Genomic DNA, 13582 nt, shown 5'->3' on the forward strand with positions numbered 1-13582 from the left:
TCCAATTTTCGTGCTTTTCGTGGCAAATCTTAACTGCCTGTCCGACATGCCCACCGTTACGATTGACCTAAGGTTCGTGTGGTTTGTGGTCAAAAAACGCTATTCCAAAGCCACGACAGGCTTGAAGCGTCCCCGGTCAGCCTTCTCGATCGCCTTATCCAGAGCCGCGACATACTCATTGCGCAAATCCTGCAGATACGGCCGCGTCACCGACATCAACGCCTCACGCCGCGCCACCAGTTCGTCATACTGCGCCCCATCATTGTCCAGCATCGCCTCAGGCGTCGTGGTCACGAACTCCAGCCGATGGCAGTCCTCGGTCAGGGCCGCGTCTAGAAAGGCTTCCGGCTGGCCCTTGATGACCGGCCCAAAGCTGTGGGCCAGGGTCCCACGGGCGCCGGCGCTATCGCCAATGAGATAGTTGGAGGCCATCGCCAGACGCACCGCCAGCAGGTTTCCCTCACGCATCCGTTCGGTAAGGCCGTCGATCATCGCTGCGGTCAGGTTTTCGCCCTCGCGGCAGCCGGGTTTCAGGCAGGTCCGCGTCGACTTCAACGCCGCCCGAAAAGTCACCTCGGTCGGCTTTGCAATAAACGCGTTCAACCGCCATGCTGTTATCGGACCTTCCGCCGAACAGGCGGTCAGGCACACCATTGCCGCTAAGCAAACCAACCGTTTCATCCAACCCCCGGACGAAGAATGAGAGGTTCAGGTGTAGCCGCATCGGCTTTTTTCGGCAACCGCCTTTGTGATCACACTACCTTCGCGAGCACGACGTCCAGCTTGGTGAAGCTGCTGCGCCAGCCGACCGGATTGCCCAACGCCACGTGTGCGTCGCGCACCAGAGCCTGCGGGAAGGTCTGACGCACGGTGACGCGGGTGCCGGCATCGCAGTCTTCAAACGTGATCCGCGTCGGGATGGGGCCGCCGACATAGGCGGCTTCCTCGCCGCCAAGTTCGACATACTTGCCGCGGATCATGGCGTGCCACGCCGGCGGGTGGCGTTCGACCTGCATGATCATGACCAGCACTTCGTTATCGATGACCTCGCCGAATTCGCCCATTACCGGATAGTCGCTGCCATCGGGGGCGTGCATGATAAGGCTTAAGCTACCGCCCGGCCGGACATCGACATCGACCGTCGTGGTCAGGCCTTCCGGCCCCCACCAGGCGGCCAGCATCTGCGGGTCGGTCCAGGCCTGATATACCAGGGCGCGCGGGGCGGCGAAGTCGCGGACCAGGATAAGGTCGTTTGCTTCGGTTGTCAGTTCGGTGTCAAACATAGGTCTTGTCCAGACAGGCCTTGGCTGAGCAGGTCATCACATCTCTCCTACCGTATTGATCATCCAGTGCTGATCGTAGCGATCGGTGCACATGCCGAAGCCCTTCGACCAGAAGGTTTCAGCGAAATCCAGGTAGATGCTGCCGCCCTTTGCCAGGGCCGTAAACACCCGCTCGGCCTCATCGCGATCGTCGAACGTCAGCGTGACGGTCGTGCCGGCCGGTTTGGCGTAGATTTCCGGCGGGGCGTCAGCGCCGGAGATTTCGCCCCGGTCCAAGGTCAGCGTGGCGTGCAGGACGGCATCGGCCCATTCCGGTGGAAACTGATCCGTCATTGGCGATTCGCCGTGGGTCATCATGAGGGTGATCTCGCCGCCCAAGACCTCGGCATAGAAGGCGAAGGCGTCGCGGCAGGTGCCGTTGAAGGCCAGGTGAGGGGTAATCCGGACGGTCATGATCTAAGCCTTGGTCGCCTCGGATTCGATATAGGTGGCGGCCATCTCGAGCATGTAACGGCTGCCCATTTCACGGTCTTCCGGCGTCGGATAGCCGTCGAGATGAACGATCTGCTCGGTGAACTTGATCAGGGTCCGCGTCTCGACCGGGATGAACTCGACACTGGCCAGGGACACGGAAATCTTCTTGCCGTTCACATACATGTCGAAGGCGTAGATGATGCGGCTGTCGGGCACGATGTCGTGATAACGGCACTGAAAATCGCTCTCCTTGCCGTCCGGAAAGCGGCCGTGGGCGCGTTCCATGCCGCCCGGACGAAAGTCGAACTGGCGATCGAGCATGGTCCAGCCGGCCGGGCCGACAAACCACTGGGCCTTGGCCTTGGCATCGGCCCAGGCGAAGAAGGCAAGCGAGGGCGGAGCCTTCACCTCGCGCTCGATGGCGAACGTGTGGTGGTGAGTCGAATAGGTCAAGCGAGTCTAGCCTTGCGGTTTGAGGGGCAGGACCGCCTGGGCGAGGGCTGCCATAGCGAACCATAAACCGGTCATGAAGCGAGTCCTTCTTTATCGGCTCCGGCCGCAGCCTCGGGCGATTCGGACAGGGTTTTGAGGTTTTTCAGGCCGGCTTCGAAATCCTTGCCGACCAGGTCGTCCATGTTGAACAGCGTGCCCATCACTTTAGCCAAAAAGGGCTGGGGACCCGTCATGATCCAGGTCAGGACCTGACCCTCCTCCTCGGGTTGAAGCAGGAATTCGGCAATATTGTTGGCCGGGAACGGCTTGATGAAGTCGAGCTTGAGGGTGATCTTCGACTCTGTCTGCTCGATGATCTCCATCCGGCCGGCGCCGGCCTTGCCGTTACCACGCCACTCATAGACGGCGCCGACCCCGCAGTCCGGACCGCTGTGGGCGCGGTTGAGTTCTGGATCAAGGGCCTCCCACGGCGACCAGGCGCGCCATTTGCGGAAGTCCCCGACATGGTCAAGGATTGTCTGCGGCGCGGCGGCGATGGTGGCCGAGCGCTGGATACGCGATATGTTGGGTTTCGTCGCCGCGACGATCAGCACAGCTGCGATGGCCGAGCTGACCAGGATGAGAAGGATGATTCCCACGATCAGCCTCCCTGTACGTTTTTCAGGTAGGTCTCCAGCTTGGCGAAGGTGCCGCCGAAGCCGGCCGTCATGCTGGCATGGCCCACCTTGAAAACGGCGCGTTCTTCCACCGTGGCATGGATCGGCCACGACCGGCTTTCGAAAAGGGTCTTGCCGTCCTCAGCCGGCGAAAAGGTCTGTTCGCAGAGCATCTGCAGCGGCCAGGTCGGCGCCATCGGGTGGCGCACCGGCTGCCCCGCTTCGTTGCAGAAGGACAGGACGTAGCTGAGGCGCGAGGTCGGCTGAATCTCGCGGAATACCCACTTGCCCCACATCACCATGCCGGCGACCTCCATGCCGTAGATGAAGACCCCGCCCGGAGTCAGGTCATGGGACTTGACGACCAGGGTCATGCCGGCCGGGCCGAACCATTGCTCCAGGTGATCCTTCTGCGTCCACATCGCCCACATCAGGTCGGGCGAGGCGTCGAAGGTGCGGCGCATCTTGAAGACTTCGTCTTCATGTGCAGGAGCTTCAGTCATGGGTATCTCCGTTGAGAAAGGCTTCAAGGCGGTCGAAGTTCTGTTCGTTAGCAGCTTGCAGAAACTCGGCTATGGCGCTGTCGGATCCGGGCACGAAATCCATGCGCCAGGTCAGTTCGGTGCCGTCGCCGTCGGCGTCGAACAGCATGGTCATCGTGAAGTCGTGCATCGGCTGGTAGTGGCGCAAGACGACGCGCCGCGGTTGTTCGATGTCGAGGAACTGCTTGGCGTTTTCGAAGGTCCGGCCGGTTTCGTTGGTCATGGTGATACGAAAGACGCCGCCGGGCCGGAAGTCGAATTCATCAACCACATTGGTAAAGCCGTGCGGGCCCCACCACACCAACAGCTGTGCAGGATCGGCAAACGCGCCGAAGACCTGCTCCGGCGCAAAGGCCAGGTAGCGGGTATTGATCACCGTAAAGCCCGTGTCACTATTTGGACTATCCATTCCCGGTCTCCTTTGCAGCGGCGTCTGCCCGCAGTTTCTTTACATGACCCGCCAGGCGGTTAAAACGCGCATCCCACAGCTCTTTGTCTGGCAGCAACCCCATAGCAAGCGCCTCAGTTCAAATCCCCGTCTGGCTTCAGCGTCTTCAGATAGGCATCGAGGCGATCGAACCTCTGCTCCCACATCGTGCGGTACTCACCCAGCCAGGCATCGACCTGTTTCAGCGGCCCGGCTTCCAGCTTGCACGGCCGCCACTGCCTGGTGCGTGAACGCGAGATCAGCCCGGCCTTTTCGAGCACCTTCAGGTGCTTGGATACGGCCGGCAGGCTCATCTCGAACGGCTCGGCCAGTTCGTTGACCGTTGTTTCGCCTAGGCTGAGCCGCGCCAGGATCGCCCGGCGCGTCGGGTCGGCCAGGGCGTTCAGGGTCAGGCTCAATGGGTCTTCAGACATACGCGGTCTACTTTTTCTTTTTGGCGGCGCGGGCCGCCTCAGTCTCAAGGTTTTCAGCCATGCGGGCTTCGATGATCGACGCCAGAACCGCCTCCGGGATCGGTGTGTCCGGCGTAAACCGGATGGTGCCGGGCGAGGTACTGAAACCCGCCAGGTCATCCTTGAACCGCTCCAGAACCTTAGGGCTCATGCCGTAGAAGGCGCAGTGTTTCGTCGCTGCTCCGAATGACACAAGAGGCCCGTGCCATTTGTAGTTGGGCACGCCGTAGCTGATCATCTCCTTGGCATCGGGCGCCACCGACAGGATCAGCCGTCGCACATTCTGAAGCGCCGCTGCGAACTCAGGTCGCACCTGGGCCAGGTAGGCATCGACATCCTTGTGAGCGCTTTGGGGAGCGGCTTGAGTTTCCACAACGTCCTCTATTTAACTTTTGAGTTAAATAACTATTCGGTTAAATACCCCGCCGTCTCTAATGAGTCAACACGGATTTGAGACTCGCGCCCAGAAGGTCGAATGCAGCATAAAACAAGGGGGAAATTGCCGTGCGCTTCTTACCAGCTTTGGTCCTGACGAGCCTTTAGGCAACGGGCAGGGCGGGCCGGGCCGCTATCAATCGCGACCTGATCACCGCAACGAGGACCTGACCTGTTCTATCCCGAACGTCCCGACGAAAAAAAAGCGTCTCTTCCCCCGAGATCACCGCCTGGCGCAGAAAAGACACCACCCCACGGCCCATCAGAAACAAAACGTCTGCGATTCTCCTGCCATTGCGTCCGGGTCTGTCCCCAGATTTCAGTCGCATGTTCGGCGAACGGATCGGGCAGTTTGCCCGGTCCGCGATTGACCGAGCCCAGCTTGCGCGCCACGCCCTGGGAACCGCTATTGTCCGGCGCGATGGTGTGGACGATATCGTCCCAGCCCAAGCTGTCGCAAACAAAATCCATACAAGCCACGGCCGCCTCGGTGGCGTATCCGCCTCGCCACCATTTAGCGTTCAGGCCCCAACCGATCTCGCGGCCCGGCCAGCCATCAGGATACAACGGCCCGATCCGGCCCATCCATTCGCCGGTTGCCTTGTTCAGAACACTGAACATGTGAAAACCATCCAGCGCCCAACCGCCGGCATGGGTGCGAAAGGTTCGCCAGGCAATCGGCCGCGAAGAGACGCCGCCGATATGACGGGTTACCTCTGGATCAGCGCTGAAGGCGGCAAAGGCGTCGAAATCCGCCGCCACAGGTGGACGCAGGATCAGACGTGGCGTTTCCAGGGTCGGACCTAAGGGCGATGATGTGATCATGAAACCTATGCGTCACGCTGTTCGATGGTGCGGCCGCTTTTTCGGTCGACGTAGATGAAGCGAGTCACGGCGTGACTGCCGCCCCCGCCCCAGGCGCTCAGCCCCAGAATGAAGCCAAGATCGTACCACCGTCCGACGTTGGGAAAGGCATACATGCGGATATCGTCGGTAAACAGGCTGGCGATGAAAGCCAGTGGCGCCAATAGTCCGTCAATCAGGCCGCGCAGCAAGGCCGGATCACCTGCATGGCCCATCGGCCGGTCGGCACACGACGCCAGAAGCACCAGGACGGCCACACCCAGTCCGGTCAGAACAAACTTTTTCATCGCACAGCCCTTTCGTGTTTGACGCGAATTTAGCGTACCTTGATGCAGGTGGCCATGCCTTTTGCAACATGCTCCACCTCACGACGTTCGCCTATAGCGGGATGAGTTTTGATGGAATCAACACCCCGCTCTAAGTTTTTGTTCTGTCGCGCAATTTTTCCAAAAAGTGCGTCACACTTTATCGGATTGCGCCCTGGTCACAGCACACGCCCGGCATTCGCAACCTACCCGTTCGGAAATAAAAAAGCCGCCCTGTTTCCAGGGCGGCCTTGATGTGAGAAAGATCAAGTGCGTCAGGCAAGGGAAGGATCGATGGTCTTGCAGGCCGCGATCAGGCCCTGGACCGACTCGACCGACTTGGCAAACATCGCCTTTTCGTCTTCGTTAACCGAGAACTGGATGATGCGCTCGGCGCCATCCTTGCCGATCACGACCGGCACGCCGACATAGAGACCTCGCAAACCGTATTCGCCCGACAGGTAGGCTGCGCATGGCAGCACGCGCTTCTTGTCCTTCAGGTACGAGGTGGCCATGGCAATGGCCGATTCCGCCGGCGCATAAAAAGCGGAACCGGTCTTCAGCAGAGCGACGATTTCGCCGCCACCGCCGCGGGTCCGCTTGACGATGCCGTCCAGTTCGTCCTGGGTCATCCAGCCCTGGGCCACAGCTTCGGGCAGTGGCAGGCCGGCGATGGTCGAGTGACGAACCATCGGCACCATGTCGTCACCGTGACCGCCCAGGGTCCAGGCGTGGATATCCTCGACCGAAACGCCGGTCTTTTCGGCCAGGAAGTAGGCAAACCGCGCTGAGTCGAGCACGCCAGCCATACCAATGACCTTCTTATGCGGCAGGCTCGAAAACTCGCGCAACGCCCACACCATGGCATCCAGCGGGTTGGTGATGCAGATGACGAAGGCATTGGGGGCGTAGGTCTTGATGCCCTCACCCACGGCCTTCATAACTTTCAGATTGATGCCCAGCAGGTCGTCGCGGCTCATGCCCGGCTTGCGCGGTACGCCGGCCGTGACGATGCAGACATCGGCATCGGCGATAGCGGAATAGTCGTTGGCGCCCTTCAGCGAAACGTCCGAGCCGAACACGGCGGTGGCCTCAGCGAGGTCAAGCGCCTTGCCCTGGGGGGCACCTTCCATGATGTCGAACAGGACGACGTCGCCCAGTTCCTCACGGGCGCAAATGTGGGCCAGCGTCCCACCGATCATACCCGCACCGATTAAAGCAATCTTCGCACGCGCCATGGGAACTCCCCTTTAAACTATTGCGCCAGAATTTTATGGGAGCGTCTAATCCCTAAAGGCCTTTGGCGCAAGTCCTTGCTGCGGATGCGAATGAAAAGGGAAAAGGGATTTGGCAGAACTTACCTCTCCCCGCCTGCGGGGAGAGGTAAGAAACGTTAATCCGTCAAAACCTTAACTACCACTAGCCCTGGTCAGCACCACCGGCGTTTTTTCGCCCGCGACATTCATTGAGGTTCCGCGCCACACACCGTTCGACTCCTGACGCAGATGCAGAATAATCGGCGATTTGGCCTGGCCAACGAAATAGTTCATTTCCAAGTCGCGGCCGATCAAAGTGGCGTCAGAAACGAACCCCGATCCATTCAGGCCATAGCCGCCGCTTGACGAACGCCAGGCGCCTTCGATCTGGCCGTCGGCCTGACGCAGCTCAAGGCTAATCAGCTTTTTGCCGTCAAGGGTGGCCACTTGCCAGGCGCCTTCCATCTGCCCGATACGGCCGATGGACGCCTCCTGGAGACGTGAGTCGTAGCGCGCTTCAGACTCGCTGCGCGGGGGTTCGTAGTCACGGCGATAGTCGTTGACTGTGACGGGCTCCTGCGCAATCAGCGCGGCGGACATGAGATAAACAAACAACACTTCGGGTACTCGCAGAACAGGTTCAATTGGCAGGTTCGACCGAATATTAAAGGTGTCACGGCACCGCCGCTACCCATGACACTATGACCTCAACATCAGGGTCTTAAGAATTCTTTCACCGGATAAGGGAACAACTGGAATTTGGCGAAATTAGGATTCAATCTGGGTCTTCGTTGAGTCTTGCAGTCACCGCTGTGTGATCGCTACCTTATGTCACAGACGGGGCCAAAATCCCTTTTGCGACGCAATGGTTTGTTGACACTACGGTCTCAGGGTCTAAAAGACCCGCAATGCTATGATGCTATAAGGCTTTGTCGCGGTGATTTCTTATCGCCGAGCGTAGAGGATAAAGGTCCGGCCATGTCCGAACAAACGTTGAAGACGTTACCTCCCAAAATTCCAACCCGCCCCCTCTCCCCCCATCTGCAAATCTGGCGCTGGCATGTCACCATGCTGGGCTCGATCCTGCACCGTGTCACCGGCTCAGCCTCGGTCGCCGGGGTGATCCTGGTTGCTGTCTGGCTCGTATGCCTGGCGATGGGACGTGAAACCTACACAGTATTCGTACAATATGCCTCGACGCCCCTGGGCCTGCTGGTGTGGTTCGGCCTCAGCCTGGCCGGCTTCATCCACCTGACCGGTGGCCTGCGCCACCTCATCTGGGACACCGGTGCTTCGTTCGGGCCAAAGACAGCCGACAGCCTGACCACGTGGACCCTGCTGCTCGGCGTAGCTCTGACCGTCGCCTTCTGGGCCGTTCTGTTTGCAACCGGGAAGGTGACGCTGTGAGCAATAACGACGCTATGGACCGCTCGTCCCTCTCCTGGAAAAAATCCGCCAGGCATGGCGCGGGCGAATGGCTGGCCGAACGCTTCACCTCGGTTGCCCTGATCCCCCTGACCCTGTGGGCAGCCTATGCTGGCTTCACCATAGCCGGCACCGGCTATGAAGGTGCACTGGCCTTCGTGTCCCGGCCGCTCAACATGGCGGCAATCGCCGCCACCGTCTTGATTACCGCCTGGCATATGTACATGGGCCTCAAGGTCATCATCGACGACTATATCGGCAAGTCCGGCACGCGCGGCTTCCTTATCTTCCTTACCTTTGGGCTGAGTGCGGCCGTGGTCGTGGCCACCGCTGGCGCGCTCTGGCTCGTGTACCAGGGGGCGTAAATGACCAAGACCTACAACATCATCAACCACGACTACGATGTCGTCGTGGTCGGCGCCGGCGGTTCCGGCCTGCGTGCAGCCCTTGGCGCTGGTCAGGCCGGCCTGAAGACCGCCTGCATCACCAAGGTCTTCCCGACCCGTTCGCACACCGTCGCCGCCCAGGGCGGGGTCGCCGCCAGCCTCGGCAATATGAGCGAGGACAAATGGCAGTGGCACATGTACGACACCGTCAAGGGGTCGGACTGGCTGGGCGACCAGGACGCCATCGAATACCTGGTCCGTAACGCGCCTCAGGCGGTTTATGAGCTGGAACACTGGGGCGTGCCCTTCTCGCGCACCGAGGACGGCAAGATCTATCAGCGCCCCTTCGGCGGCATGACGCGCAACTTCGGCGAAGGTCCGGTGCAACGCACCTGCGCCGCCGCCGACCGTACGGGCCACGCCATCCTGCACACCCTTTACGGCCAGTCGATCCGCAACAATGTCGAGTTCTTCATCGAATATTTCGCGCTCGACCTGATTATGGACGGAGATGTCTGCCGCGGCGTCACTGCCTGGCAGCTCGACACCGGCGACATCCACGTCTTCCGCGCCCACCTGGTAATTCTGGCCACCGGCGGTTATGGCCGCGCCTATTTCTCGGCGACTTCGGCCCACACCTGCACCGGCGATGGCAATGCCATGGTTCTGCGCGCCGGCCTGCCGCTCCAGGACATGGAGTTCGTGCAGTTCCACCCAACCGGCATTTATGGCTCGGGCTGCCTGATCACTGAAGGCGCGCGCGGCGAAGGTGGCTACCTGACCAATTCGGCCGGCGAACGCTTCATGGAACGTTACGCCCCCTCGGCCAAGGACCTGGCCTCACGCGACGTCGTTTCGCGCTCGATGACTATGGAAATTCGCGAAGGTCGCGGCGTCGGTCCCAAGAAGGACCACATCCACCTGCACCTCGATCACCTGCCGCCGGACGTCCTGCACAAGCGTCTTCCGGGCATCTCGGAAAGCGCCAAGATCTTCGCTGGCGTCGACGTGACCAAGGAACCGATTCCGGTCATCCCAACCGTCCACTACAATATGGGCGGCATCCCGACCAACTATCACGGTGAGGTCCTGACCAAGAAGGGCGGCGATGCCGACACGGTCGTACCGGGCCTGATGGCCGTGGGCGAAGCTGCGTGCGTCTCGGTGCACGGCGCCAATCGTCTCGGTTCCAACTCGCTGATCGACCTGGTTGTTTTCGGCCGGGCCTCGGGCCTGCGCGCCGCCGAACTGGTCAAGCCGAACACGCCGCACAAAGAACTGCCGGCTACGACCGTGCAAGGGCATCTCGACCGCCTCGAAAAGTTCCGCACGGCATCCGGCAGCACGCCGACGGCGATCTTACGCGATCGCATGCAACACGCCATGCAGGAAGACGCCGCCGTCTTCCGCACCGGCGAGACCCTGGAACAGGGCAGCAAACGGCTGGCAGATATCTACCGGGCGTCCGGCGATATCGGTATCAAGGACCGCGGCCTGATCTGGAACACTGACCTCGTCGAGGCGCTGGAGTACGACAACCTGATCTCGCAGGCCGTGGTGACGGTCGACAGTGCGCTGAACCGTCAGGAATCGCGCGGCGCCCATGCCCGCGAAGACTTCCCGAGCCGCAACGACGGTGTTTGGATGAGACACACCCTGACCTGGCTTGACCTGGCCTCGGGCGAAACCAATATCGACTATCGTCCGGTCCACACCTACACCATGACCAACGACATCGCGTATATCGCCCCAAAGGCACGGGTTTATTGATATGGTCGAGCTTACCCTCCCCAAGAATTCCAAGGTCAAGACTGGCAAGCGCTACAAGGTCGCCAAGCGGACCAAGACGACGCGCACCTACAAGATCTACCGGTTTGATCCGGACAGCGGCGAGAATCCCCGCTGGGACACCTATGAGGTCGATTCGGCCGACCACGGCCCGATGCTGTTGGACAGCCTGATCCACATCAAGAACAGCCTCGATTCGACGCTTTCGTTCCGCCGGTCGTGCCGCGAAGGCATCTGTGGCTCGTGCGCCATGAATATCGGCGGCCGCAATACACTGGCCTGCATCAAGGGCCACGACGAGTTTTCGGGCGAAATTACCGTAGCGCCGCTGCCGCACATGCCGGTGGTCAAAGACCTGGTCCCCGACCTGACAGGATTTTACAACCAGTACGCCTCGATCGAACCTTTCCTTCAGGCCAAGACGCCCGATCCCGAAAAGGAAAGGCTGCAGACTCCGAAGAACCGCGACAAGCTGGACGGTCTCTACGAGTGCATCCTGTGCGCCTGCTGCTCGACCTCGTGCCCCAGCTACTGGTGGAACCAGGACAAGTATCTTGGCCCTGCCGCCCTGCTCCAGGCCTATCGCTGGATCGCCGATTCGCGCGATGAAAACCGAAAGGCGCGACTGGAAGCGCTGGAAGATCCTTTCAAGCTCTACCGCTGCCATACCATCATGAACTGCGCCCAGGTCTGCCCCAAGGGTCTGAATCCGGCAAAGGCGATCGCAGAGATCAAGAAACTCATGCCCGCAAAGGGATAAGCATGTCCGACACTGGTCTGATCGGTTCCATCCTGTCGAAAATCTCCGGCCGCGGCGAAACACCCCGCAAGGACGAACTGACCTTGCTGGCCGAACGCCACGGCACCGACAAGACCGGAGGCCACAGCTATACCCAACACTATCACCGCCATTTCGCCGAGCTGCGCGACCGCCCGGTCAATGTGCTGGAAATCGGTATCGGCGGCGACTTCGACGAACAGGCCGGCGGCAATTCACTGCGGATGTGGCAGGACTACTTTCCAAAGGGCCAAATCGCCGGGCTTGACCTGATCCCGAAGCCCAACGTCAAAGGCGAGCGCATTCGCACCTATCAGGGCTCTCAGGCCGATCCGATCATCCTGGCCCAGATCCTTACCGATCTGAAGGGCGCCAAGTTTGACATCATTATCGACGACGGCAGTCACCGCTCGGAGCACGTCATTGGCACGTTTTACATGCTGTTTCAGCACCTCGCCGACGACGGCTGGTACGTTATCGAGGACATGCAGACCAGCTACTGGACGCCCTATGGCGGCGGCTTGACCCAGGTTGATACCCACCAGGCCTCCATGCCCTTCTTCAAGAGCCTGGTCGATGGGCTAAACTGGCAGGAAATGCACCGCCCGGCCTATCAGCCCAACTATTTCGACATGAACATCGTCGGGATGCATTTCTACCATAACCTTCTCTTCATCAAAAAAGGCCGCAATACCGAAGGCAGCAACGTCGTCCAGAACAACGTCTTCCCGAACATGTAAGCCGACTGACCCGACGAAATCCGAGACCATGGCCAAGATTACCTATATCGAACATAGCGGCAAGGAACACGTCATCGACGTGAAGAGCGGCCAGAGCGTCATGGAAGGCGCCGTCAAGAACAACATCCCTGGCATCGACGCCGACTGTGGTGGCGCCTGTGCCTGCGCCACCTGCCATGTCTATGTCGACACCAATTGGACCGACCGTAGCGGCACGGCGTCGGTGATGGAAGAATCGATGCTCGATTTCGCCAACGACCTGCAACCCAATTCGCGCCTGTCATGCCAGATCATCGTGTCCGACGCGCTGGATGGCCTGATTGTGCGCATGCCGGAAAACCAGCATTGACGGTCGCGTTGGTCGCTATTGCCAAGAACGAAAGCCGCTTTATCACCGAATGGCTGGCCTATCACTTGCGACTGGGCTTCGACAAGGTCATCGTCTACGACAACGAAAGCGACGACGACACGGGCCGCATCCTCGATACGCTGGCCGCAGAGTACCCGATCGAGCGCATTCCGTGGCCTTACGAACCTGGCAAGTCGCCGCAGATCGCCGCCTATAACGACGCCCTAACCGAGCGCCTCGCCGGCTTCGACTGGGTTGCTTTCATCGACTGCGATGAATTCCTGATGCTGCACGATGATGCTGACATGACGGAGTTTCTGGCGCGTTTCGGGCCTGAAGTTGGGGCCGTGGCACTGAACTGGGTGACTTTCGGCTCGGGCGGGCGCCTAACCTCCGACTATGAACTGGTGACCGACGCCTTCCGCACCGGCCCGGACAAACATTTCAGTAACAACTGCCATATAAAGACGCTGGCGCGTGTGTCGTGCGTCGAATGGATGTGGATTCATCACGCTGACCTGCGAAGCGGCAAGCTGGTCCACGCCAGCGGCGTCCCGGTCAAGATGACAACACCTGGCATTGCCGACGTCATCGACCATAGCGTCGCCCAGCTCAACCACTATCAGGCCAAGTCACGCGAAGACTACAACCGGAAGATCGCGCGTGGACGGGCCGGCGCCGAAAGCGACCATCCCGAACGCATTCGCACCGACGGTGAGGAAATCTGGGCCCTGCTGGACCAGAACGACCACCGTCACGACGAAATGGACGCGCGCCTGCCGCTGTTCCTGCCGATGTATGAGCAGTTCAAGCGAATTCTGACATTGCCATAGCATCAGCTTTCGGAAGCGATGTGTACCTTTGAGCGCAATCCGATAAGGTGGACGCCACTTTTTTGGAAAAATTTCGCGCCAAAACAAAGACTTGGAGCGGGATTTTGATTCCATC

General features: G+C 60.1%; 20 protein-coding genes. 7 read left to right on the forward strand and 13 right to left on the reverse strand.

What is annotated here, in order from left to right:
• Positions 1-99: 99 nt before the first annotated feature.
• The 13 genes from ABAC402_RS32185 to ABAC402_RS32245 all read right to left on the reverse strand — a co-directional run bounded on the left by ABAC402_RS32185 (position 100) and on the right by ABAC402_RS32245 (position 7768).
• Complete coding sequence (locus tag ABAC402_RS32185) at positions 100-681, reverse strand: hypothetical protein (protein ID WP_155847397.1); 582 nt, start codon at positions 679-681, stop codon at positions 100-102.
• Between the two features lie 71 nt (positions 682-752).
• The gene (locus ABAC402_RS32190; protein WP_023449930.1) at positions 753-1283 is read right to left on the reverse strand and encodes an SRPBCC domain-containing protein; all 531 of its coding nucleotides are present in this window, start codon (positions 1281-1283) and stop codon (positions 753-755) included.
• A gap of 36 nt (positions 1284-1319) precedes the next feature.
• Positions 1320-1736: a VOC family protein gene (locus ABAC402_RS32195; RefSeq protein WP_023449931.1), complete on the reverse strand. Its 417-nt coding sequence runs from the start codon at positions 1734-1736 to the stop codon at positions 1320-1322.
• A gap of 3 nt (positions 1737-1739) precedes the next feature.
• On the reverse strand, positions 1740-2210 hold the full coding sequence (locus ABAC402_RS32200; RefSeq protein ID WP_023449932.1) for an SRPBCC family protein: 471 nt from the start codon (positions 2208-2210) through the stop codon (positions 1740-1742).
• A 71-nt stretch (positions 2211-2281) separates the two neighbouring features.
• Positions 2282-2848 (reverse strand): SRPBCC family protein, encoded by a 567-nt coding sequence (locus ABAC402_RS32205; RefSeq protein ID WP_023449933.1) that lies wholly within the window; start codon positions 2846-2848, stop codon positions 2282-2284.
• Positions 2849-2850: 2 nt separating this feature from the next.
• The gene (locus ABAC402_RS32210) at positions 2851-3369 is read right to left on the reverse strand and encodes an SRPBCC domain-containing protein (RefSeq protein ID WP_023449934.1); all 519 of its coding nucleotides are present in this window, start codon (positions 3367-3369) and stop codon (positions 2851-2853) included.
• Positions 3362-3817, reverse strand: a complete 456-nt coding sequence (locus tag ABAC402_RS32215) for an SRPBCC domain-containing protein (protein ID WP_023449935.1) — start codon at positions 3815-3817, stop codon at positions 3362-3364. The genes ABAC402_RS32210 and ABAC402_RS32215 overlap by 8 nt, the downstream gene beginning before the upstream one ends.
• 113 nt (positions 3818-3930) lie before the next feature.
• On the reverse strand, positions 3931-4269 hold the full coding sequence (locus tag ABAC402_RS32220) for a helix-turn-helix transcriptional regulator (protein ID WP_023449936.1): 339 nt from the start codon (positions 4267-4269) through the stop codon (positions 3931-3933).
• A 7-nt stretch (positions 4270-4276) separates the two neighbouring features.
• Positions 4277-4681 carry an iron chaperone gene (locus ABAC402_RS32225; protein ID WP_023449937.1) on the reverse strand — a complete coding sequence of 135 codons (405 nt, stop codon included), beginning with the start codon at positions 4679-4681 and terminating at the stop codon, positions 4277-4279.
• A gap of 239 nt (positions 4682-4920) precedes the next feature.
• Positions 4921-5568: a GNAT family N-acetyltransferase gene (locus tag ABAC402_RS32230; RefSeq protein WP_023449938.1), complete on the reverse strand. Its 648-nt coding sequence runs from the start codon at positions 5566-5568 to the stop codon at positions 4921-4923.
• A 5-nt stretch (positions 5569-5573) separates the two neighbouring features.
• Positions 5574-5894: a hypothetical protein gene (locus ABAC402_RS32235; RefSeq protein ID WP_023449939.1), complete on the reverse strand. Its 321-nt coding sequence runs from the start codon at positions 5892-5894 to the stop codon at positions 5574-5576.
• Between the two features lie 293 nt (positions 5895-6187).
• Positions 6188-7150, reverse strand: a complete 963-nt coding sequence (gene mdh, locus ABAC402_RS32240; protein WP_023449940.1) for a malate dehydrogenase — start codon at positions 7148-7150, stop codon at positions 6188-6190.
• A gap of 171 nt (positions 7151-7321) precedes the next feature.
• Positions 7322-7768 carry a hypothetical protein gene (locus ABAC402_RS32245; protein WP_023449941.1) on the reverse strand — a complete coding sequence of 149 codons (447 nt, stop codon included), beginning with the start codon at positions 7766-7768 and terminating at the stop codon, positions 7322-7324.
• A gap of 378 nt (positions 7769-8146) precedes the next feature.
• On the opposite strand from ABAC402_RS32245, the gene sdhC reads away from it, so the two are divergent.
• Genes sdhC through ABAC402_RS32280 form a run of 7 tightly spaced genes read left to right on the forward strand, consistent with a single transcriptional unit; the run spans position 8147 to position 13467 of the window.
• Positions 8147-8575 (forward strand): succinate dehydrogenase, cytochrome b556 subunit, encoded by a 429-nt coding sequence (sdhC, locus tag ABAC402_RS32250; protein ID WP_040409967.1) that lies wholly within the window; start codon positions 8147-8149, stop codon positions 8573-8575.
• Complete coding sequence (gene sdhD, locus ABAC402_RS32255; RefSeq protein WP_235079964.1) at positions 8572-8958, forward strand: succinate dehydrogenase, hydrophobic membrane anchor protein; 387 nt, start codon at positions 8572-8574, stop codon at positions 8956-8958. Before sdhC ends, sdhD begins: the two co-directional genes overlap by 4 nt.
• Positions 8959-10749, forward strand: a complete 1791-nt coding sequence (sdhA, locus tag ABAC402_RS32260) for a succinate dehydrogenase flavoprotein subunit (RefSeq protein WP_023449944.1) — start codon at positions 8959-8961, stop codon at positions 10747-10749. It abuts the gene before it with no gap.
• 1 nt (position 10750) lies between these two features.
• Positions 10751-11527, forward strand: a complete 777-nt coding sequence (locus tag ABAC402_RS32265; protein ID WP_023449945.1) for a succinate dehydrogenase iron-sulfur subunit — start codon at positions 10751-10753, stop codon at positions 11525-11527.
• Between the two features lie 2 nt (positions 11528-11529).
• On the forward strand, positions 11530-12285 hold the full coding sequence (locus tag ABAC402_RS32270) for a hypothetical protein (RefSeq protein WP_023449946.1): 756 nt from the start codon (positions 11530-11532) through the stop codon (positions 12283-12285).
• Positions 12286-12313: 28 nt separating this feature from the next.
• Positions 12314-12634, forward strand: coding sequence for a 2Fe-2S iron-sulfur cluster-binding protein (locus tag ABAC402_RS32275; RefSeq protein WP_023449947.1), 321 nt, complete (start codon positions 12314-12316; stop codon positions 12632-12634).
• A complete protein-coding gene (locus ABAC402_RS32280) occupies positions 12631-13467 on the forward strand; it encodes a glycosyltransferase family 2 protein (RefSeq protein ID WP_023449948.1) in 837 nt (278 codons plus the stop codon). Before ABAC402_RS32275 ends, ABAC402_RS32280 begins: the two co-directional genes overlap by 4 nt.
• The last annotated feature ends 115 nt before the right edge of the window (positions 13468-13582 follow it).

This window comes from Asticcacaulis sp. AC402, assembly GCF_000495835.1.
Lineage (GTDB): Bacteria > Pseudomonadota > Alphaproteobacteria > Caulobacterales > Caulobacteraceae > Asticcacaulis.

What these genes read in the sequence shown, in the direction of transcription:
- ABAC402_RS32185 (WP_155847397.1), bottom strand. Translation starts at nt 681, where the DNA reads ATGAAACGGTTGGTTTGCTTAGCGGCAATGGTGTGCCTGACCGCCTGT.
- ABAC402_RS32270 (WP_023449946.1), top strand. Translation starts at nt 11,530, where the DNA reads ATGTCCGACACTGGTCTGATCGGTTCCATCCTGTCGAAAATCTCCGGC.
- ABAC402_RS32190 (WP_023449930.1), bottom strand. Translation starts at nt 1,283, where the DNA reads ATGTTTGACACCGAACTGACAACCGAAGCAAACGACCTTATCCTGGTC.
- ABAC402_RS32220 (WP_023449936.1), bottom strand. Translation starts at nt 4,269, where the DNA reads ATGTCTGAAGACCCATTGAGCCTGACCCTGAACGCCCTGGCCGACCCG.
- ABAC402_RS32210 (WP_023449934.1), bottom strand. Translation starts at nt 3,369, where the DNA reads ATGACTGAAGCTCCTGCACATGAAGACGAAGTCTTCAAGATGCGCCGC.
- ABAC402_RS32275 (WP_023449947.1), top strand. Translation starts at nt 12,314, where the DNA reads ATGGCCAAGATTACCTATATCGAACATAGCGGCAAGGAACACGTCATC.
- ABAC402_RS32265 (WP_023449945.1), top strand. Translation starts at nt 10,751, where the DNA reads ATGGTCGAGCTTACCCTCCCCAAGAATTCCAAGGTCAAGACTGGCAAG.
- sdhC (WP_040409967.1), top strand. Translation starts at nt 8,147, where the DNA reads ATGTCCGAACAAACGTTGAAGACGTTACCTCCCAAAATTCCAACCCGC.
- sdhA (WP_023449944.1), top strand. Translation starts at nt 8,959, where the DNA reads ATGACCAAGACCTACAACATCATCAACCACGACTACGATGTCGTCGTG.
- ABAC402_RS32235 (WP_023449939.1), bottom strand. Translation starts at nt 5,894, where the DNA reads ATGAAAAAGTTTGTTCTGACCGGACTGGGTGTGGCCGTCCTGGTGCTT.
- ABAC402_RS32245 (WP_023449941.1), bottom strand. Translation starts at nt 7,768, where the DNA reads ATGTCCGCCGCGCTGATTGCGCAGGAGCCCGTCACAGTCAACGACTAT.
- ABAC402_RS32215 (WP_023449935.1), bottom strand. Translation starts at nt 3,817, where the DNA reads ATGGATAGTCCAAATAGTGACACGGGCTTTACGGTGATCAATACCCGC.
- ABAC402_RS32195 (WP_023449931.1), bottom strand. Translation starts at nt 1,736, where the DNA reads ATGACCGTCCGGATTACCCCTCACCTGGCCTTCAACGGCACCTGCCGC.
- mdh (WP_023449940.1), bottom strand. Translation starts at nt 7,150, where the DNA reads ATGGCGCGTGCGAAGATTGCTTTAATCGGTGCGGGTATGATCGGTGGG.
- ABAC402_RS32230 (WP_023449938.1), bottom strand. Translation starts at nt 5,568, where the DNA reads ATGATCACATCATCGCCCTTAGGTCCGACCCTGGAAACGCCACGTCTG.